The organism is Nonomuraea antri, assembly GCF_013283785.1.
GTDB lineage: Bacteria > Actinomycetota > Actinomycetes > Streptosporangiales > Streptosporangiaceae > Nonomuraea > Nonomuraea antri.
Map to the genome: position 1 here is coordinate 1 of NZ_JABCPZ010000209.1, position 19,922 is coordinate 19,922.

The following is a 19,922-nucleotide window of genomic DNA, read 5'->3' on the forward strand; positions in this document are numbered from 1 at the left end:
GACAGGGACGGGCGGGAACTCCATCGTGCCGCCCCTGCTGGCGTTGGCGACCGGCGAGCCCGGCTCGGGGATGCGTTTCATCACCGCGTACGGCTCCCCGTCGATGACGTAGACCCGGTAGTCGATCGTGCCGTCTCCCAGGTACGGCTGGACCACCAGCGTGGTGTCGCCGCCCTGCGCCAGGCTGGCCAGGCCGCGGATCTCCTCGGAGTCGCGGGCCAGGTTCACCCCGCCGCCGCCGCACCACCCGGACGGCTTGACGATGACCGGGTAGGTCAGCTCGTCGAGCGCCACCTCGTACAGGTGCTTGCCGATGTCGCGGCCGGTGCCGATGCGCAGCGTCGGGATCGGCGGGATCGGCGCGTCGTGCAGGTAGAGCATCGTCGCCAGCTTGTCGTTGGCCAGCGGCGACAGGGCCGGCGGGAACGGCAGGTAGAAGCCCGCCTGCTGCAGCACGGCGTAGAGCGCGTACTGGTTGAAGATGTCCGCCGACTGGTACGGCAGCGAGTACAGCGCGGTGATGAACAGCGTGTCCTCGGGGGTGACGGGTTCCCTGTCGACGTAGACGCGGGGCTTGCCCGGGTCGCGGGCGTCGACGGTGACGGCGTCGGTGGAGTGCCTGCACCAGGTCAGGCCGAGCTCCTCGGCCACCTCGGCGTACATGTCCCAGAAGAACGGGTGCCAGATCGAGGTGGCCAGGGTGGACTCCCGGTCGGGGAAGATCCAGCACATGCGGCGCAGCGTGCTCATGATGCCTCCGGGTCGGCTCCCTCGCCCGACCACCAGCGGCGGCCGGGCTCGGGCAGGGTGTCGATGGGGTCGTAGAACGGGAACCTCCGCGCCAGGTCGGCCGGCTCGCCGAGGCCGATGCCGTGGCTCTTGGTCCAGTACGAGATGCCGCGCTCCCGGTCGTATCCGTCGACCTGGTGCACCCAGCGCTTGCCGACGTAGGGCACGTCGCACACCAGGCGCGGCGTGGCGTACCCCGGCAGGTAGCCCATGATCGACTCCTGCAGGCGCTGCGCCTCGTGGACCGGGATCCGCCAGTGCTCGGCGTTGGGGATCATGTCGCACAGGTAGAAGTAGTACGGCAGGATCTGCGCCTCGCCCTGCAGCGCGAAACACAGGTCGAGCAGGTCGGCGGCGGTCGTGTTCACCCCGCGCAGCAGCACGCCCTGGTTGCGCACGTCGCGTACGCCGGCCTCGAGCAGCGCCCCGGCCGCCTCGGCGACCAGCGGAGTCACCGAGTTCACGTGGTTGGCGTGGGTGTGCACGGCCAGGTTCACGCCGCGCCGCCTGGCCACCGCGGCGACCCTGGCCACGCCCGACACCACGGCCGGCTGCAGCCAGTGCTGCGGCAGTCCGACCAGCGCCTTGGTGGCCAGCCGGATGTCGCGTACCGACTCCAGCTCCAGCAGCCGCAGCAGGAACGCCTCCAGCCGCGGCCACGGCAGGTTGGCCACGTCGCCGCCGGAGACCACCACGTCGCGCACGCCGGGCGTGCGCTTGAGGTAGTCGAGCATCAGCTCCTGCCGGTCGACCGGCTTGAGTGTCAGCCTGGTCTTGACGACCTGCGGGGTCGATGCGCCGACCAGGTCCATCCGGGTGCAGTGCCCGCAGTACTGCGGGCAGGTGGACAGCAGCTCGGCCAGCACCTTGGTCGGGTAGCGGTGGGTCAGGCCCTCCACCACCCACATCTCGGCCTCGTGCAGGGAGTCGCGCTGCGCCCGCGGGTGGCTCGGCCAGACGGGGTGCCGGTCCGAGCGCACCGGGAGCAGGTAGCGGCGGACCGGGTCGGCCAGGAACGCCTCGGTGTAGCCGGCCGGGCCGGCGCCGGCGTCCCTGGCCATCACGTTGAGCAACTGCGGCGTGATCAGCATCGACATGGTCGCGAAGCGTTCGGCGTCGGCGGCCAGGTCGGCGTAGAACGACTCCTGGAGCAGGTCGCCGGTCACCTGGCGGAGCTGGCGAGGGGTCTTGACGCAGTGGGCGCGCTGCCACTGGGCGTCGCGCCACTGCGCCTCGGTCACGCCGCGCCAGCCCGGCAGCCGCCGCCAGTCCGGCTCCGCGAGCGGCCGGCGCGCGTAGGTGTAGGGCCGGCGGGCGGGCTGCCCGGGGGCGTCGTCGTTCATCGGCAGGCTCATCCGGCGAACAACGCCGCGTGCCGGGTGCGGAGCTCGCGCTTGAGCACCTTGCCTGTGGGGCCGAGCGGGTAGTCCGCGTCGGTCCTGGCGATGACGACGGCGGCGAGCGTGGCCAGGCCGGCGTCGGCTAGCGCCTTGTTCGCCTTCTCGCGCACCTCCTCGGCCGCCGCGCCGACCGCGTCGGCCTGCAGCCGGACCACCGCGATCGGCCGCTGCCCGGCCGGTCCCGGCACCCCGACCACCGAGCAGTCCTGGACGAGGTCCGCGCAGTCGGCGATGAGGATCTCCTCGATCGGCAGGCTGTAGACCGGGCCGTGGGCGGTGTCGATGACGTCCACGGTGCGGTCGAGGTGGTAGAAGTTGCCCTCGGCGTCCCTGCGGGCCACGTCGCCGGTCAGCCAGTAGCCGTTCAGCTCGAAGCTGCGGGTCAGGCGGGAGTCGTTCCAGTAGCCGGGGGTGCGCGACGGAGTGATCACGCCGAGCAGGCCGACCGTGCCGTCGGGGACCTCCGCGCCGTTCTCGTCCAGCACCGCGGCCTTGATCACCGCGGCCTGCGCCTTGCCCACGCACCGGTCGGCGCGCGCCGTCTCCGGCGAGGTGATCTGGCCGAACAGCGCCATCCCCATCTCGGACGAGCCGAGCCCGTCGATGAACTGCGAGCCGGGCAGCGTCTCGCCCGCGGCGGCGCCGGCCGGCAGCAGCCACGACTGGATCAGCCCGGCGGGCCGCTCGCCGAGCTGCACCAGCCGCCTGATGTGCCCGTAGTGCGCGCTGTCCCCGGTGTTGAACCAGGAGTGCACCTTGGCCGCGCCCTTGACCGGCAGCTCGCCGGTGGCCAGTTCCACGAACGTGCGCGGGAAGGAGGCCACCATGGTCGGCTGGAAGGCCTCCATGACCGGCTCGACGACGCTCCGCCGCCAGTCCGACATGATCACGGTGGGCAGCCCGAGCAGGACCGCGGTGAGGAAGTAGCTGAGCCCGCCGGCGTGGGTGTGCGGCATGAGCGACATCAGCCGGTCGTACGGCTCGGCCGGGAAACGTTCCATCCTGGCCTGCTTGCCGTCCCAGAAGCTGCGGTGGCCGAGCGTGGTCGACTTCGGCGTCCCGGTGGTGCCGGAGGAGTGGATCAGCGCCACGATGTCGTCCGGTTCGTGCCGGTACGGGTAGACCTCCGGCAGCCGTCCGGCGGCGGCGTCGTAGGCGCGTACCTCGGCGGCCTGCGCGAGGAAGCGCGGCCGGCTGCGCGGGGCGTTGCGGTAGGCGAACTGCAGCCTGGTGGTGTCGTCGGCGACCACGCCCGCGACGCCCACGTGCTCCAGGTAGCCGACCATGACGTCGGGCCGCATCGCGTCGTTGATCATCGTCGGGATGGCGCCGAGCGCCGTGAGCGCCAGGAAGTGGATGAGCGGTTCGAGCCCCTCGGCCACCACGATGCCGACCGGCTCGCCCGGCCTGACGCCGTTGGCGTGGTACCAGGTGGCGTACCTGTCGCGCAGCGCGGCCAGGTCGGTGAGGCTGTGGCCGCGCAGCACCACCTGGCCGCGGTGGTCGTGGTCGCTGTAGATGAACGGCACGGCGCGGTGCGGGTTGGCCGCGAGCGCGTGGTCGAGGAAGTTGCCGGCGCCCAGGCCGGGTTCGGTCATGAACCCCTGCCGGACCGCCAGGGGGGCGATGGACGTGCTGTCAGACATGGTCGTCCCTCCGTCCGTACGATTTCTTGATCTCTGCGGCCACCCGGTGTCCCGATCGGATGGCGCCTTCCATCAGGCCGAAGAACTCGGTGCTCGTCTCGGTGCCGGCCCAGTGCACCCGCCGGTGCGGGGCGGTGAGCCCGGGGCCGAGGCGCGGCCAGTCGCCCGGCCCGAACAGGGCCGCGTAGCAGCCCCTGCTGTAGTCCTGGTTGATCCAGTCGGTGACGTGGCAGGCGATCGGCGCGGGCAGGCCGGGGAACAGCCGTTCCGCCTGGGCCAACGCCTGGGCGCGCTGCTCGGCGGCGGGCAGCGCGGCGAACCGGTGCGCCTCCCTGCCGGTCACGAACCCGGTCAGCACGCCCACCGCGCCGTCCGCGGGCGAGTCGTCCACGGTGGACAGCAGCGGGCCGTGCTCGCTGACCGACCAGCCGGACAGCCCCTGCTCGCGCCAGAGCGGCGTCGGGTAGATCAGGTGCACCTTGACCGCGCAGCCGGGCGCGACGCGTCCGCCGGAGCGGGGCGCCGGCGGCCCTGGCCGGTGCTCGATGGCGTCGGCGAGCAGCGGCGGCACCGCGATCACCGCGGCGTCGGCACGGAACTCGCCCGTCCGCGCCACCACGGTCACGCCGTCGCCGTCCTGGTGGACGGCGCGCACCGGCGTGCCCAGCCGCACCCGCTCGCCCAGCCGGGCCGCCAGCCGCTCGCACAGCTGGTGCGCGCCGCCGTCGACCCTGCTGTCCTGCGCGCCGCCGGCGAAGGCGTTGAGATAGCGGATCCCGCCGCCGGAGCGCAGGTAGAAGGCCAGGTGCAGGACGGACACGTCGGCCGGGTCCGCGGCCATCATCTCGCCGAGGAACAGCGGGAAGAACAGCCGGGCATCCGGGTGGCGCAGGTGCTCGCCGGCCCAGTCGGCGGCGGTGCGTCCGTCCAGCCGGTCGGCGTCCACCGACAGCCAGGGGGCGTCGGCGCGCACCTGGCGGGTCAGCTCCTCCAGCGACTCGAACAGCTCGCCCAGCGCGACCGCCGACAGCGGCGGGAACCTGCCCGAGCTGGTCCTGTCGCCGTCGCCGCCGAGCGCGAACCTGCTGCCGCCGGTCGTGACCGTCGGCGTGGTCTTCAGGTCCAGCTCGGCCAGCAGGGCGAGCAGGGCGGTGTGCCGGTCGCCCAGGTAGGCCGCGCCGGCGTCGGCCCAGCTGCCCGGGGCGACCTCGATGCCGTGGGTACGGCCGCCGACCCGCTCGCGCGCTTCGAGCACGGTGACCTCGACGCCGGCCGCGACGAGGTCGGCGGCGGCGGTGAGCCCGGCCAGGCCGGCGCCCACCACGACGACGTTCATGCCGCGCTCGCGATCTTCTTGGCCAGCGCGGCCGGGGTGGGGGCGTCCAGGAAGTCGTCGAAGTCCAGCTCGACGCCGCAGGCGGCGGCGACGGCGCTCAGGACGCGGGTGGCGAGCAGAGAGTCCCCGCCCGACTCGAAGAAGTCGGAGTCCGGGCCGATGCCCGGGGTCTCCAGGACGCGCCGGAAGACGTCGGCCAGGGCGTCGGCGTTCATGAGGTCGTCTCCTCCTTCAGCGGGGTGTGCCGGGGCGCGCTCGGCCCCGCGTAGCGGCGGTGGGACGCGGCGCGGTCGACCTTGCCGCTGGCGGTGTGCACCAGCTCGGGCACGACCGTGATGCGCGCGGGCACGAGGTGGCACGGCACGCGGTCGCGCAGGAAGTCCCGCACCTCGGCGACCAGCACGCCGGCCGCGGCCGGTTGGGCCGCCTGGGCGGCGGCGCTGGGCACGATGTAGGCGGCCAGCGTGGTGTGGTCGGCGACGGTGACCCCGGCCACCGCGACGGCGCCCACCCGGGGATGCGCCGCGATCTGGGCCTCGACCTCGCCGGGGTCCACCCGGATGCCGCGGATCTTGAGCTCGTGGTCGAGCCGTCCCTCGTGGACGAGCGTGCCGTCCGCCGACACGCTGACCCGGTCGCCGGTGCGGAACCACCGCTCGCCGCCGAGCTCGGCGAACCGTTCGGCGGTGGCCGCGGGCAGGCCCAGGTAGCCGAGCGCCAGCGCGGGCCCGCCGACCAGCAGCTCGCCCTCGTCGCTGACGAGCTGGCCGACGTGCGGCAGCGGGCGTCCGATCGGCGCCCGGCCTCCGCCGTCCGCCGGGCCGCCCGGGTGCGAGCCGACCGTGCGCGGGCCGGCTGTGCTCGGGCCGGCTGTGCTCGGGCCGATCGTGCGCGGGCCGTGCAGGTCGGCGGCGTGCGTGATCAGCGTGGTCTCGGTGCAGCCGTAGGTGTTGAGCAGGCGGATCGCGCCGGTGCCGGGCAGCGCGCGCCAGTCCGCCAGCCGGGCCGGGCGCACCGCCTCGCCGCCGATGACCACCAGCCGGACGCACCCGGGCAGGGTGGTGCCGGTGTCGGTCAGGTGGCGTACCAGCTCGTGCCAGTACGCCGTGGGCAGGTTCAGCACGGTGACGCGCTGGTCGGCGAGCATGCGCAGCAGGCGGTGGAACGCTCCCGCGTACGCGTGGTCGTGAATGATCAGCGCGGCGCCCGTGGTCAGCGTGGGCAGGATCTCCTCGAAGCAGGTGTCCCAGTTCAGCGAGGCGAACTGCAGCACGCGATCGGCCGGGGTGAGACCGAACAGGGCGCGCAGCGCGCCGGTCACGATGCCGATGGCCCGGCGCGGGGTGACCACCGGCTTGGGCGCGCCGGTGGAGCCCGAGGTGAACAGGACGTACGCCGGCCGGTCCGCCGGGACGTCCCAGGCGACGGGCGCGGGCGGCCGTTCCGGAAGTCCTGGCGCGGGCGGCCGTTCCGGGAGTCCTGGCGGGGTGAGCACGGTCGAGCAGGCGGCGGCCGTCAGCATCGACTCCCGGCGCGCCTGCGGGTGCGCCGGGTCGAGCGGCAGATAGGCGCCGCCCGCCGCCAGGACGCCGAGCAGGGCGGCCACGGTCGCGGGTGAGCGGGCGGCCGGCACCCCCACCGTGCCCGGGTCCGGCCCGAGCCGCCGGGCCGTCTCGGCCACCCAGCCGGCGAGCTCGGCGTAGGTGATGGGGTGACCGTTGTGGACGATCGCCGGCCGGCCCGGGTGACGGGCGACGACACCGGCGAAGTCCTTCGTTACGTCGTGGTGTGCACAGGACAAGGTTGCCTCGTTCCGATATGACACGGCGTATGCGGCGGCGCGCGGACGACCCGGCGACCGCCCCGGTGAGGACCGGTGATCATCGTGGCCCTGGTGGAGCGGTGCCGGCGTTGGCCGCCGGATGGTCCTCTTGATCTTCGGGCCGTTCGTTGTCGAATGAACCCCCGAGATCGCGTTCAGAGTGCCGGACCACGCTGTACGAGGGCTTGGCTCCGGCAGGATTTCGACTGGACTGCGGCTCGTGTCATTCGAATGACGGCCTGTAACACAATGTGTCAGACGGAGAGCCTTATGTCGGACGGACCGAAACTGCGGGGCACGGAGCACGTGGTGAAGATCGGGCTGCTGGGGGCGGTGCGAGCCTGGCGGGGACGCCAGGAGATCCTGCTGGGACAACCGCGGCAACGCGCGGCCCTGGCACTGCTGGCGCTGGAGGCGGGCCGCACCGTCTCCGTCGACCGGCTGATCGAGGGGCTGTGGGGAGAGCGGCCGCCGGCCGGCGCGCGCAGCCTGGTACAGGGGTACGTCTCCCGGCTGCGCCCCGCCCTGACCAGGGCGGGCGTCACGATCACCTACAACCCGCAGGGCTACCTGCTCGCACTGCCCACCGAGCAGGTGGACGTGCACGAGTTCAGGCGCGCGGTCACGTACGCGCGCACGCTGCGCACCGCCGAGGCGCAGGCCGGCGGGCTGAGATACGCCCTGGCCCTGTGGCGGGGCGAGCCGCTGACCGGGATCTCCGGTGGCGAGCTGCTCGATCGGCTGCGCGACACCTTAGGGGAGGAACGGCTGTCTGTCACCGAGGAGTGCCTGACGGCGGAGACGCGGGCGGGCCGCGACGCGGTGCTGATACCCGAGCTGAACGCGCTGGTCGCCGAGCATCCCTTCCGTGAACGGCTGGTCGGGCTGCTCATGCTGGCCTTATGCCGGGCGGGCCGCCGCGTGGACGCGCTGGAGCGCTACGAGCGGACCCGCCGCAGACTGATCGAGGAACTGGGCCTGGACCCCGGGCCCGAGCTGCGCCAGCTTCGCCAGCGCATCCTGCGCGGGCTCGTCCGCCCGGTCGGCTCGCCCGGGCCCGCGCCGTCCGTGAGCGCGGGCTTCGACGGGGACTTCGAGGTGGCGGTGGCCTCGGCGCCCGCGCAGCTGCCGCCAGGACCCGGCCAGTTCACCGGGCGGACGGCCGAGCTGGCCCTGCTCGACCGGGTGGCGACCGGCGGCGCGACGGTGGCGGTCGCGGTGGTGACCGGCGTGGGCGGGGTCGGCAAGACGGCGCTGGCCGTGCACTGGGCGCACCGGATCAGGTCCCGCTTCCCCGACGGCCAGCTCTACGTCAACCTGCACGGCCACTCGGCGCAACGCCCGCTGCGCCCGATCGAGGCGCTCGGACGGTTCCTGCGCGGGCTGGGCGTGCCCACCGACCGGGTGCCGGACTCGGTGGAGGAGGCCAGCGCGGCCTACCGGAGCCTGCTGGCCGACCGGCACGTCCTGGTGGTCCTGGACAACGCGGGCAGCGAGGAGCAGGTCCGGCCGCTGCTGCCCGGCGGCCGCCGCTGCGCCACCGTGATCACCAGCAGGGACCGGCTGTCCGGGCTGGTCGCCAGGGACGGCGCGGCACTCGTCCGGCTCGGGCTGCTGGACCCGGACGAGGCGGTCACCCTGCTGGGCGAGATACTCGGCGGCGAGCACCTGACCGGCCAGCGGGAGGCCGCCAGGGAGCTGGCCGGGATCTGCGGGCACCTGCCGCTGGCGCTGCGCATCGCGGCGGCGGGCATGCTCGGGCGTCCCGGTGACCTGGCCGGTCAGATGCGCAGGCACATCGGCAGCCGGTTGTCGTCGCTGACGGTCAACGGCGACCCGCACGCGGCCGTGCGCGAGGCGTTCGACCTGTCCTACGACCGGCTCGACCCGCCCGCGCAGCGGCTGTTCCGGCTGCTCGGCCTGCTGCCCGGGGCGGCGTTCACCGCCGAGTCCGCCGCCGCGCTCGTCGGGACGGGCGCCGCGGAGGCCGACGCCGTGCTGGGCAGGCTCGCCGCCGCGCACCTCATCGAGGAGTGCGAGCCCGGCCGCTACACCTTCCACGACCTGATGCGCGAGTACGCGCGCGAGCGCGCCCGGGCCGAGGACGCCCGCGCCGAGCTGACCTGGTCCGCCGCGCCCGGGTCGTGAGAGTGCCTTCCGCGCGACCTTAAGAACCGCGGAAGAAGACCGTAAGAGGCGCGCGGCACCTTAGAGACAACACACCAGAGCGGAACCCGAAAGGAACCACCGAAATGCGTAAGGTCAAGCTCCAGCTGCAGATCACCGCCGACGGCTTCGTGGGCGGCCCGGACGGCGAGATGGACTGGGCGGGGGCGACCCCGTGGACCGGCGACCTGAACGCCCACGTCGAGAAGCTGTGGGAGCGGGTCGACTGCATCGTGCTGGGCCGCGTGCTCGCCGAGGGCTTCATCCCGGCCTGGGAGTCCCGGCCCGAGGGCGAGACCGAGGAGGGCATCGACAAGATGATCGACACGCCCAAGGTGGTCGTCTCGCGCAGCCTCACCGAGTCCCCGTGGAAGAACGCCGTCGTCGCCGGCGGCGACCTGACCGAGACGATCAACGAGCTGAAGGCCGCGCCCGGCGGTGACGTGATGGTCGCCGGCGGCGCCACGCTCGGCCGCGAGCTGATCTCCCGGGGGCTGATCGACGAGCTGCACCTGTTCGTCAACCCGATCGCGATCGGCGCCGGGCTCTCGCTGTTCCCCGCCGGGGCCGGGCACCAGCGGCTGCGGCTGGTGGCGGCGCGGCCGTTCGACTGCGGCGTGGTCGGGCTGCACTACGAGCCGCTGCGCTGAACCCCGCAGGCGGGATCAGCCGTGCATGCCGTGATGCGGGGACTCGATGGCGCCGCCGGCCTTGCCCTGCAACGCCATCAGCGGCGCCGCCGGACCGACGACGACCCAGCGCGAGCCCACCAGATACGTGCCACCGTACATCTGGGCGTAGTCCAGCCACGCCCGTTTGCCCTGTTCGGAGGCGAACGTGACGATGGTGAGGTTCTCCCGGCCGGTCTGGCAGGCGCCCTGGCGCAACTCGGCCGCGTCGGTCTGCAGCGAGCGCTTGACGCAGCCGGCCGTGTCGGCCAGCTCCTCGACGGTCATCGGCCGGCTCGGCGGCGCGCTCGCGGCGGGCGGGCCGCCCGGCGGCGTCCCCCCGCTGGCCGGGGCGGCGTCCCGCGCGACCGAGAACATGAACGTGAGCGCGAGCCCGGCGGTGACGGCGATCCCGCCGCCGACGACCAGCGGGCGCGCGCGGCCGGTCCCTGGCAGTGTCTTCATGGCCGTGTCCTCATGGCAGGGTCCTCGTGGCGGGGTCCTCGTGGCAGGGTCACCCGTCCGGGGGCGGGTCGGCGGTCGGTCGTTCGTCGAGGGATACGCGGGCCCGCCGCCGCCGGTTCACCCCCGGCCCCGATCGGCATCGATCCGACCGCCCGATCCGCCGGGAGGCCCGCGGCGGCGCGCACGGTGGTTATGAGGGTGATCAGTCGTCGGTCATGTGGAGGCGCAGGCTCAGCGGGCGCGTGTCCGTCCAGGCCTGGCTGATGTGGTCGAGGCATTCGGCCTTGGTGCCCCGCTTGCCCGCCTCGCGCCAGCCGTGCGGCGGTGGCTGGTCGTCGGGCCAGATCGAGTACTGCTCCTCATGGTTGATCACGACCAGGTAGATCTGGTCGTCGCGCGGGTAGCTCACGGTGTCCTCCCTGATCGTGGCGCGGCCTGTCGGCCGCTCGGCAGTTCGCGCACCGGTCCCGTCCCCCGTCTGGGTACGGTAGCCAGCCGCCCGGATTTTCGCCTTTTCTCGAGACATGCCTGATCGGTCACGTCGCGAGGCCGCCGTCGATCTCCAGGCAGCGGCCGTTGAAGTGGTCGCACTCGATGATGAACCGCACCCCGGCCAGGATCTCCCCCGGCAGGCCCAGCCGGCGCAGCGGGACCTCCGCGATCCAGGCCGCCAGCCGCCCCGGGTCCATCGCGGCGAGCGCCGGCGGGTCCGCGAGGCCGAGGGCGATGGCCGCGGCGCGGATGCCGTGCGGGGCGAGTTCGAGCGCGGCGGAGCGGGTGAAGGCCACCACGCCGGCCCTGGCCGCGGCGTGGCCCGCCTGCCCGGCGTTGCCGGCGCGGGAGATCGAGGAGATGGTGACGACGACGCCGGACTCGACCCCGTGCTCGACCATGCGCCGGGTGACCTCCCTGGTCATCAGGAAGGTCCCGGTCAGGTCGGTGCCGACGCCCGTGCGCCACCGGGCCGGCGGCATGGCGGCCGGGGCGTCGCCGCCGTCCTTCAGCAGCAGCCCGTCGCGGTAGCCGCCGGCGCTGTTGATCAGCACGTCGGCCGGGCCGCGCTCGTCGAAGGCGCGGCGCACGGCCGCGGCCACCTCGTCCTCCTTCGCCACGTCCACCTGGTAGGCTGCGATGCCGAGCTCGTCGGCCAGGCGGCGCAGGCCGCGGCGGTCGCGGTCCATGGCCACCACGCGGGCGCCCGTCCCGGCCAGTCCCGCGCAGAACTCCCGGCCCAGACCGCTCGCCGCGCCGGTGACGATCGCCTGGCAGGCGCCGATGTCCATGCCGGCGCTAGCCGGGGTGCCGGTCCCTGCGGCGGGCCCGCGCCTGCCGCGCGTCCCGCCTGGCTGCTCCGCGGCCGTCCCCCGCGACGCCGGGTTCCCCGCGGTCGCCCGACAGGAACGCCGCCATGGTGCGTACGGTCGGGTAGCGGAACAGGTCGGTGACGTGCAGCTCGGTGTCGAACGCCTGCCGCAGCCGCTCGCGCAGCAGCACCAGGAGCAGCGAGTTGCCGCCGGCGTCGAAGAAGTTCTGGTTCACCTCGACCGCGTGGCCGAGCACCTCGGCCCAGGCGGCGGCCACCGTCTTCTCCGCGACGCCGGTGTCCTGCTCGTCGTGCCGCGCGGCCGGCGCGGCGGCCAGGTCGCGCAGGATCCGCTGACGGTCCAGCTTGCCGCTGCTGAGCAGCGGCAGCCCCGGGCTGATCGAGACGCGGGCGGGCACCATGTAGCCGGGCAGCCGCCGCTGCAGGTGGGCGCGCAGCTCGTCGGGCACGAGGGTCTCGCCGGCGCGCGGCACGACGGCGGCCACCAGCGCGTCCCCTTTACCGCCGCTGCCGTCTTCGCCGCGGGCCACCATCGCGCACGCCTCGGCCACGCCTGGGTGGTCCAGCATGGCCGCCTCGACCTCGCCCAGCTCGATCCGGCAGCCGCGCAGCTTGACCTGGTGGTCGACGCGGCCGACGAACTGCAGCCGCCCGTCAGGACGGTGGCGCACCATGTCGCCGGTGGCGTACAGCCGGCGGCCGGGCGCGGCGGAGAACGGGTCGGGGACGAACCGTTCCGCGGTCAGGCCCGGCTTGTTCAGGTAGCCGCGGCTGATCCCGGCGCCGCCCAGGTGGAGCTGGCCGACCACGCCGGGCGCGACCGGGCGCAGCCGCGCGTCGAGCACGTACGCCACCGTGTTGTCCACCGGCCGGCCGATGGGGATCGGCTCGCCCGGGTACACCACGTTGGACAGCGAGAACGTGGTCGTCTCCGTCGGTGCGTACATGTTGTGGACGGTCTCGACGGTCTCGAGCGCGTACAGGTCGGCCAGCACCGAGGGCGGCAGCACCTCGCCGGTGGAGATCACGGTCGGCGCGGACGCCGGCACCCCGCCGCTCTCGAGCAGCGCGGCCAGGATCGACGGCACCGCGACGACCAGGCTGAGCGTCTCCGCGCCCGGCGTGCGGGCCAGGCTGAGCGCGTCCTCGGCCACGACCACCGTGCCGCCGCAGGTCAGCGGGGCGAAGATCTCGAACATCGACACGTCGAACGCCATCGAGCCGATCAGCGGCACCGACGCGAACGTCTCCGCGCCCAGCTCCCGGTGCGCCCAGGTGAGCAGGTTGGTCAGGTTGCGGTGCTCCAGCACGACGCCCTTCGGCCCGCCGGTGGAGCCCGAGGTGAACAGGATGTAGGCGGCGTTGGCCGCGACCACGGACGACTCGACCCGGTGCGCCGGCCGCGCGCCCATCGCCCACCTGTCGGCGGTGTCGACGGTGACCAGGTTCGTGCCCATCCCGGTCAGCAGCGGCCGCTGGTCGGGCCCGGCCAGGATCATCGCCGGGCGGGCGTCGTCGATCAGGGTGCGCAGCCGCCGGCCGGGCAGCTCCGGGTCGAGCGGCACGTACACGCCGCCCGCCTTGAACACGCCCAGGATCACCGCGAGCAGTTCCAGCGAGCGCGGCAGGCACACGCCGACGGCCGTCTCCGGCGCCACGCCGAGCATGCGCAGGTGGTGGCCGACCCGGTTGGCGGCCTCGTCCAGCTCGCGGTAGGTCCAGCGGCGCGCTCCGTGGCGCGCGGCGACCGCGTCGGGGGTGCGCTCGGCCTGCGCCTCGACCAGGTGGTGGACGCAGCGGTCGGCCGGGTACGTGACGGCGCTGTCGTTCCACTCCTCGACCACCAGCCGGGTCTCGGCCGCGTCGGGACGCGTCAGCTCCGACACCCGCGCCTCGCCGTCGCGTGCGATGCGTTCGAGCACGGTGGCGAAGCGCGCCGGCATCCGTTCGGCGATCGACTCCTCGAACAGGTCGAGCCGGTAATCGAGGTGCGCGAGCAGGCCCTGCCCGGCGTCCGCCAGCGTGATCTCCAGCTCGGCCGGGGTGGTCTCCAGCCGCAGGTGGCGCACCGCGAACGCGACGCCCGCCGCCTCCCGCTCAGGCTCCTCGGCCTGGTGGCTGAACGTCACCTGGTAGAAGGGGTAGTAGCTGGGGTCGTAGGTGACCTGGAGCGCCCGCAGCACCTCCTCGAACGGCACCTCGCCGTGCTCGTGCGCGTTCAGCACGTCGCGGCGCACCTCGGCCAGCAGCTCGGTGAAGGACGGGTCGCCGGCCAGCTCGGTGCGCAGGACGACGGGCTGGGTGAAACAGCCGATGAGCCTGCCGGCCTGGACGCTGTCGCGGCCGGCCAGCGGCACGCCCATGAGCACGTCGGTGACGCCGTGCTGGCGCAGGACGACGTCCCAGGCGGCCTTGAGCAGCATGAACATGGTCACCTGGCTGGCGGCGGCGAGGTCGCGCAGCGGGGCCAGCGTCTCGGCCGGGATCGGCACGGAGACGCGGGCGCAGCGGTGGTCGCTCCAGGCCGGTCGCGGGCCGTCGAGCGGCAGTTCCATGGCCTCGGGGGCGCCGGTCAGCCGGTCCGTCCAGTAGCGCAGGACGCGGGCGGCCTGCGCGCCGCCGCTCTCGCGCCGCCGGCGGAGCAGGTGCTCGGCGTAGTCCATCGGCAGCTCGGGCAGGGCGGGGGGCAGGCCGCGGGCGGCGACGGCGTAGAGCCGGGTCAGCTCGTCCAGGAGGATCCCGATCGAGGGGCCGTCGAAGACGATGTGGTGCACGCTGACCAGCAGCCGGTGCCGGTGCTCGGCCAGGCGCAGCAGGTGCGCGCGCCAGAGCCGGTCGCCGGTCAGCTCGAACGGCTGCTGCACCAGCTCCTCGGTGAGCTCGTCCGCCTGGAGCGCGCGCTCGTCCTCGCTCAGGCCGCTCAGGTCGGTCGTCGGCAGGTCCACCGGCTCGGCGGGGCCGAAGGCGAGCACCGGGTCGCCGTCCACCTGCCGGACGCCGGCGCGCAGCGGGGCGTGCCTGCGCACGATCTCGTCCAGGCAGCGGCGCAGCGCGGGCACGTCGAGCGGGCCGTCGAGGTCGATCGCGAACGGGATGCTGTAGAAGGGGTCGTCGGGCCGCAGTTCGGCCAGGGCCCAGAGCCGCCGTTGTGCCGGCGCGAGGGGAACGACCAGGTCAGACCTCATTCAATACCCCTTTGTCCTTGCCTGAGCGGGCGAATGTTCTTGCCTGAGCGGGCGAACGGGGCGATGAGCGCGACGGCGATCACCACCAGCGCCAGCCCGGCGACGATGATCGAATCGGCCACGCCGGCCGCGGAACCCAGCAGGCCGCCGGCGGCCACGCCGATCAGGGTGAAGTTGACGGTGACCGCCTGGAGCAGGCCCACACCCCGGCCGCGCAGGTCCTCCGGCAGGTCGCGCAGCAGCGTGTTCGCGACGGGGACCTCGTACAGGCTGGCGCCGAGCCCGGTGAGCACGCACCACAGGACGACCACGGACAGCCCGAGGTCAGGACGCAGCCACTGCGTCGGCCCGAGCGCCGCCATGGCCAGGCCGAACAGCACGACGGCGGCCACCAGCAGCCCGCCGGGCGAGCCGGAGCGGCGGATCAGCACCGGGCCGAGCAGCGCGCCCAGGATCGAGCCGCCGGCGAAGACCGCCTGGGTGGTGCCGTACTCGATGGCGGGCAGGTCGAACACGGTCAGCAGCTGGGCGTTGAAGTTGGTGGTGAACAGCCCGAACACCAGCGTGACGGGGATCAGGACGACGAACAGGAAGCGCAGCGAGCCGACCGCGAGCACGCCGCGCACGCCGGTGCGCAGCGACCGCCAGTACGGCTCGTGCTCCCTGCCCGGGTCGGGCCGCTCGCGCAGGACGGTGAGGCTGCCCAGCAGCAGCGCGGACACCAGGAACGTGGCCGCGTCGATCATCAGCACCACCGGCACGCTGCCGACGGCGATGAGCAGGCCGCCCAGCGCGGGGCCGATGAGGTAGACGGTCTGGTACGTGCTCTGGAACAGCGCCACCGCGACCGGGATGCGATGCGTGCCGACGATCGTGGGGACGGCGGCAATCCTGGCGTTCTCGAAGAACGCGCTGCCCACGCCCTCCAGGACGATGAGCGCCATCAGCGTCCAGATCGAGTCCAGGAACGGGATCATGGCCAGCACGACGACCATCCGGCCGACGTCGGAGCCGACCAGCAGCACCCGCTTGGGGAACCTGTCGGCCAGCGGCCCGACGAACGCGCCGAGCACGCCGGTGGGCAGGAGCTGGGAGAACACCACCATCGCGATCACGGCGGGGCTGTCGGTGAGCCGGTCGGCGACGAAGATCAGCGTCACTCTGGTCATGGCGTCGCCCAGGAAGGAGATCACCACCGACAGCCAGTATCTGCGGTAGGTCCGGTCTTTCAGCAGCTCAAGCATCTGCGGCTCCGGCACGCCGGGCAACGGCGGGCCGCTCGCCGGGCCGAGGGCGGGCTCGCCGGGGGCGGGCGCGCTGGTTGGCCCGCCGGTCCGGCTCGGCGTGGGCCGGACATTCGTCGGCCGCCGCTACCGCGACCGCGCCGCCGCGGGCGGCGGCCTGCCGCTCGAACGCTTCGTGCACGCCGGCGGGGGCGACGGCGACCGGCCGGTTCGTGGTCATCGCGATCCCTCGCTCTCCATGCGTCCGCGTTCCGTCTCTGGGCCGCTCCCCGCCGCGGGGAGGTGCTCGGTCCCCGTGGCGTGCAGGCGCGGCGGGCCGGGCGAGAGCACCGGCCGGGTGGGGTCGCCGGCCAGCAGCCGCAGCGTCCGCCGGTACTCGGCGAGCAGCGCGGCGGCCGTCTCCGGCCTGAACAGGTCGGTGTCGTACTGGAGGGTCAGGTCCAGCGAGTCGTCCCGCTCCTCGGCGATGAGGTTGAGCGCGAACGGGGCGGCGTCGGGCGGCCAGCACAGCTCGACCTCGCAGTGCTCGACGCCGGCCAGTGCAGGCGTTTCGCGCCGGCGCAGGAAGCCGAACATGACGCGGAAGAACGGCGTGCGGTCGCCGCCGCACCTGGCGCGCAGTTCCTCGACCAGCCGGTCGAACGGCAGCTCCTGGTGGGCGAACGCGTCCAGCGCCGCCGCGCGCACCCGGGCGGCGAGTTCGGGGAAGTCCGGGTCGCCCGACAGGTCGGTACGCAACGGGACCACGTTGATCAGGCAGCCGACCACGTCACGCAGCTCGGGCCGGAGCCGGCCGGCCATCGGGGTGCCGATGGTGATGTCGCGCTCGCCGGTCCAGCGGGCCAGCAGCACCGCGAAGCCCGACAGCAGTGTCATGCAGAGGGTCGCGCCGTGCCGCCGACCCAGCGCCCGCAGCTCGCGCGCCTGCGCCGGCCGGATCACCGCCTTGGCGTCCGCGCCGTGGAACCCGTGCCCGGTCTGCCCGTGGGCGTCGGTGGGCAGGGCGGGCTCTGCCCACCGCTGGCCGTCGGTGGGCAGGACGGGCTCGGTCCGCCCTTGGCCGTCGGTGGGCAGGTGACCGTCGGTGGGCAGGTGACCGTCGGTGGGCAGGTGACCGTCGGTGGGCAGGGCGAGCGCGGGCGCGTCGCGGTCCAGGGTGCGCCGCCAGTGGCGCAGCAGGTCGTCGAGCAGGTCGCCGCGCAGCCGGTCCCGCTGCCAGCTCGCGTGGTCGGCGCACTGCAGCCGGACGCCGGGGAGCCTGGGCCGCTCGCCGGTCAGCGCCGCGCCGTACAGCTCGCCCAGCTCGCGGAACACGATGTCGAGCGACCAGGCGTCGATGACGATGTGGTGGAAGGTCAGCAGCAGCCGGTACGCCTGCGCGGCGGTCCTGATCAGCGCGGCCCGGACCAGCGGCCCGTGGGCCAGGTCGAAGGGCCGGGCGGCGGCGCGGGCCTGCATCGCGGCGGCGGCGCGTTCGGCGTCGGGGTCGCCGCTCAGGTCGGTGTAGGCGACATGCAGGTGCAGCGCGGGCGCCACCTGCCGGCGCGGGTGCCCCTTCGGCGCGGGGAACGTGGTGCGTAACGCCTCGTGCCTGGCCACGAGGCGGTTGAGCGCGGTGGTCATGGCCCCCACGTCCACCCGGCCGCGCAGCTTCAACACGACGGGCACGGTGTGGACGCCGGCGCCGGGTTCGAGCTGTTCCATGAACCAGAAGCGCTGCTGGGCGAAGGAGAGCGGCAGGGCCGTGTAGCGGTCGCGCGGGACGGGCACGGGCCCCGGCTGCGCCGCACTCCCCGCCTGAGTCGCATTCATCTGAGCGCCGTTCACCTTGGCTGCGTTCGCCTGAGCCGCGTTCTCCTGTGCGGCGTTCACCTGGGCGGCCAGGGTGCGGACGGTGGGGCCGCTCATCAGGGCGCGCAGCGGCACGTCGATGTCCAGCGCCTGGTTGATCCTGGCGATGGCCCCGGTGGCGAGCAGCGAGTCGCCGCCCAGCGCGAAGAAGTCGGCGTCGATGCTCACGCGCGGGACATGGAGCAGGTCGGCCCAGATCTCGGCGATCACGTCCTCGACCGGCGACCGGGCGCTCTGCGCGGACTCGGCCGCTGGGCACGCGCTCTCCGCGAACTCGGCCGGTGAGCGCATACCCGACGCGGACTCGGGCAGCGGGCGCGCGTCGTCGGGGCCGGCGCGCAGGGCCCGACGGTCCACCTTGCCGCCGGTGTTCAGCGGGAGCGCGCCGACGGCCGCGAACTCGGCGGGCACCATGTACTCCGGCAGCCGCCGCCGCAGGTGAGCGCGCAGGTCTGGCGCGGTGGGCGGGTCGCGGCGGGCCACCACGTATGCGATGAGCCGCCGGTCCGCGCCGTCGGCGGCGACGGTCACGGCGGCGTCGACCAGCGCCGGATGTTCCCTCAGCACCAGCTCGACCTCGCCCGGCTCCACCCGGAACCCGCGGATCTCGACCCGCGTGTCGAGCCGCCTGATGAACTCGATCTCGCCGTCGCCGCGCATGCGCACCAGGTCGCCGGTGCGGAACAGCCGCTCCCCCGGACGTCCGCCGGACGGCCGGGGCACGAAACGTTCGGCGGTGCGCGCGGGCTGACCGAAATAGGCGATGGCCAGCCCGGCGCCGCCGATGCAGAGCTCGCCCCGCTGCCCGGGCGGCACCGGTTTCCCGTCGCGTCCGAGCACGTGCAGTTCGGTGCCGGTGATGGCGTGCCCGATCGGCAGCGTGGCCTCGCGCGGGGCGGCGGTCACCTCGTACCAGGTGGCGAACGTGGTGGTCTCGGTCATGCCGTACACGTTGAGCAGCCGGCGCGGCGGCCCCGCGGCCAGGATCTCGCGCACCCAGCGCGACTCCAGGCTCTCGCCGCCGACGAGCAGGTCGCGCAGGCAGGCGAACGCGTCCGGGCGGTTGCGCAGGACCGCGGTGAACGCGGCGGTGCTGAGGAACATGGACGTGATGCCGAGGCGGCGCAGGGTGGCCGCCAGCGCGTCGGCGTCGAACATCACCTCATGCGGGACGATCACCAGCGTCGCGCCGTTGAGCAGCGCGCCCCACAGCTCGAACGTGATCGGGTCGGAGGCGCAGCCCGACGCCTGCGCCACCCGGTCGCCCGGGCCCAGCGCGATGTAGTCGGTGCCGCGGACCAGCGTGACGATCGACCGATGCGAGGCCATGACGCCCACGGGCCGGCCGGTCGAACCGGAGGTGTAGGTCACGCACGCGGGGGCGGTCGAGCCGGAGGTGTAGGTCACGCACGCGGGAGCGTCGGCCACATCGCGGCGTTGCAGTCGGCTCGCCGGGCGGCCGGCGATCTCGGCGCGGTCGCCGCCGTCCAGCACGACCTCGCGAACGCCGCCGCTGTTCACCCTGCCCCGGGTGCCTTTCTGGACGAGCAGCACGTGCACCCCGGCGTCGGCGGCCATCGACGAGAGGCGTTCGACCGGGTGCTCGGGGTCGAGCGGCACGTAGACGCCGCCGGCCTTGAGTGTCGCCAGCACGCCGACCACGAAGTCCAGCGAGCGCGCCACGCAGATCCCCACCCGCGAGTACGCGCCGACGCCGAGCGCGGCCAGGTGGTGGCCGAGCCGGTTCGCCCGCTCGTCCAGCTCGCGGTAGGTGAGCCTGACGCCGTCGTGCTCGGCGGCCACCGCGTCGCCGTGCGCGTCGGCCAGTTCCTCGAACAGGACGTGCACGCGGGCGTCCGCGGGCCCGGTTTCGGACTGCTGGACGTTTGACATACGGACCTCGTTACGTGACGTGAAGGAGTTCCGTGCGGTCACCGGTCATCGTGCTCGCAACAGGTTGTCAAAGGCGCTTGTGAGGCACAAGAACGCCCAGGCCGAACGGGCTACCGGTCGGGCGGGTCGGGCG

15 protein-coding genes are annotated in these 19,922 nt (G+C 73.9%); 2 read left to right on the top strand and 13 right to left on the bottom strand.

The window, feature by feature from the left end; translation table 11 throughout:
- The 6 genes from HII36_RS43005 to HII36_RS43030 form a co-directional block, all read right to left on the bottom strand.
- On the bottom strand, positions 1-750 hold a 750-nt coding region (locus tag HII36_RS43005; protein ID WP_217370677.1), incomplete at its 3' end, for an ATP-grasp domain-containing protein.
- Positions 747-2,132, bottom strand: coding sequence for a KamA family radical SAM protein (locus tag HII36_RS43010; protein ID WP_173529117.1), 1,386 nt, complete (start codon positions 2,130-2,132; stop codon positions 747-749). The genes HII36_RS43005 and HII36_RS43010, both read right to left, overlap by 4 nt.
- 8 nt (positions 2,133-2,140) lie before the next feature.
- Positions 2,141-3,835 (bottom strand): class I adenylate-forming enzyme family protein, encoded by a 1,695-nt coding sequence (locus HII36_RS43015; RefSeq protein ID WP_173529118.1) that lies wholly within the window; start codon positions 3,833-3,835, stop codon positions 2,141-2,143.
- Positions 3,828-5,171 (bottom strand): flavin monoamine oxidase family protein, encoded by a 1,344-nt coding sequence (locus HII36_RS43020; protein ID WP_173529119.1) that lies wholly within the window; start codon positions 5,169-5,171, stop codon positions 3,828-3,830. Before HII36_RS43020 ends, HII36_RS43015 begins: the two co-directional genes overlap by 8 nt.
- The gene (locus HII36_RS43025; RefSeq protein ID WP_173529120.1) at positions 5,168-5,386 is read right to left on the bottom strand and encodes an acyl carrier protein; all 219 of its coding nucleotides are present in this window, start codon (positions 5,384-5,386) and stop codon (positions 5,168-5,170) included. The genes HII36_RS43020 and HII36_RS43025 overlap by 4 nt, the downstream gene beginning before the upstream one ends.
- The gene (locus HII36_RS43030; RefSeq protein ID WP_173529121.1) at positions 5,383-6,972 is read right to left on the bottom strand and encodes an amino acid adenylation domain-containing protein; all 1,590 of its coding nucleotides are present in this window, start codon (positions 6,970-6,972) and stop codon (positions 5,383-5,385) included. Before HII36_RS43030 ends, HII36_RS43025 begins: the two co-directional genes overlap by 4 nt.
- Positions 6,973-7,263: 291 nt before the next feature.
- Here HII36_RS43030 and HII36_RS43035 point away from each other — a divergent pair, with 291 nt between their 5' ends.
- Complete coding sequence (locus HII36_RS43035) at positions 7,264-9,141, top strand: AfsR/SARP family transcriptional regulator (protein WP_173529122.1); 1,878 nt, start codon at positions 7,264-7,266, stop codon at positions 9,139-9,141.
- A gap of 104 nt (positions 9,142-9,245) precedes the next feature.
- Positions 9,246-9,809 carry a dihydrofolate reductase family protein gene (locus tag HII36_RS43040; protein WP_173529123.1) on the top strand — a complete coding sequence of 188 codons (564 nt, stop codon included), beginning with the start codon at positions 9,246-9,248 and terminating at the stop codon, positions 9,807-9,809.
- 15 nt (positions 9,810-9,824) lie between these two features.
- On the opposite strand, the gene HII36_RS43045 is transcribed toward HII36_RS43040, so the two are convergent.
- From HII36_RS43045 to HII36_RS43075, 7 genes are all read right to left on the bottom strand, one after another.
- On the bottom strand, positions 9,825-10,292 hold the full coding sequence (locus HII36_RS43045) for a hypothetical protein (protein WP_173529124.1): 468 nt from the start codon (positions 10,290-10,292) through the stop codon (positions 9,825-9,827).
- A 202-nt stretch (positions 10,293-10,494) separates the two neighbouring features.
- Positions 10,495-10,701: an MbtH family protein gene (locus tag HII36_RS57325; RefSeq protein WP_328808148.1), complete on the bottom strand. Its 207-nt coding sequence runs from the start codon at positions 10,699-10,701 to the stop codon at positions 10,495-10,497.
- Between the two features lie 127 nt (positions 10,702-10,828).
- The gene (locus HII36_RS43055) at positions 10,829-11,575 is read right to left on the bottom strand and encodes an SDR family NAD(P)-dependent oxidoreductase (protein WP_173529126.1); all 747 of its coding nucleotides are present in this window, start codon (positions 11,573-11,575) and stop codon (positions 10,829-10,831) included.
- 7 nt (positions 11,576-11,582) lie between these two features.
- Positions 11,583-14,801, bottom strand: a complete 3,219-nt coding sequence (locus HII36_RS43060) for a non-ribosomal peptide synthetase (RefSeq protein WP_173529127.1) — start codon at positions 14,799-14,801, stop codon at positions 11,583-11,585.
- The gene (locus HII36_RS43065; protein WP_173529128.1) at positions 14,798-16,045 is read right to left on the bottom strand and encodes an MFS transporter; all 1,248 of its coding nucleotides are present in this window, start codon (positions 16,043-16,045) and stop codon (positions 14,798-14,800) included. The genes HII36_RS43060 and HII36_RS43065 overlap by 4 nt, the downstream gene beginning before the upstream one ends.
- Entirely contained in the window at positions 16,038-16,265 is a 228-nt protein-coding gene (locus HII36_RS43070; protein WP_173529129.1) for a hypothetical protein, read from the bottom strand. Before HII36_RS43070 ends, HII36_RS43065 begins: the two co-directional genes overlap by 8 nt.
- On the bottom strand, positions 16,262-19,789 hold the full coding sequence (locus tag HII36_RS43075) for a non-ribosomal peptide synthetase (RefSeq protein WP_173529130.1): 3,528 nt from the start codon (positions 19,787-19,789) through the stop codon (positions 16,262-16,264). Before HII36_RS43075 ends, HII36_RS43070 begins: the two co-directional genes overlap by 4 nt.
- Positions 19,790-19,922 lie beyond the last annotated feature (133 nt).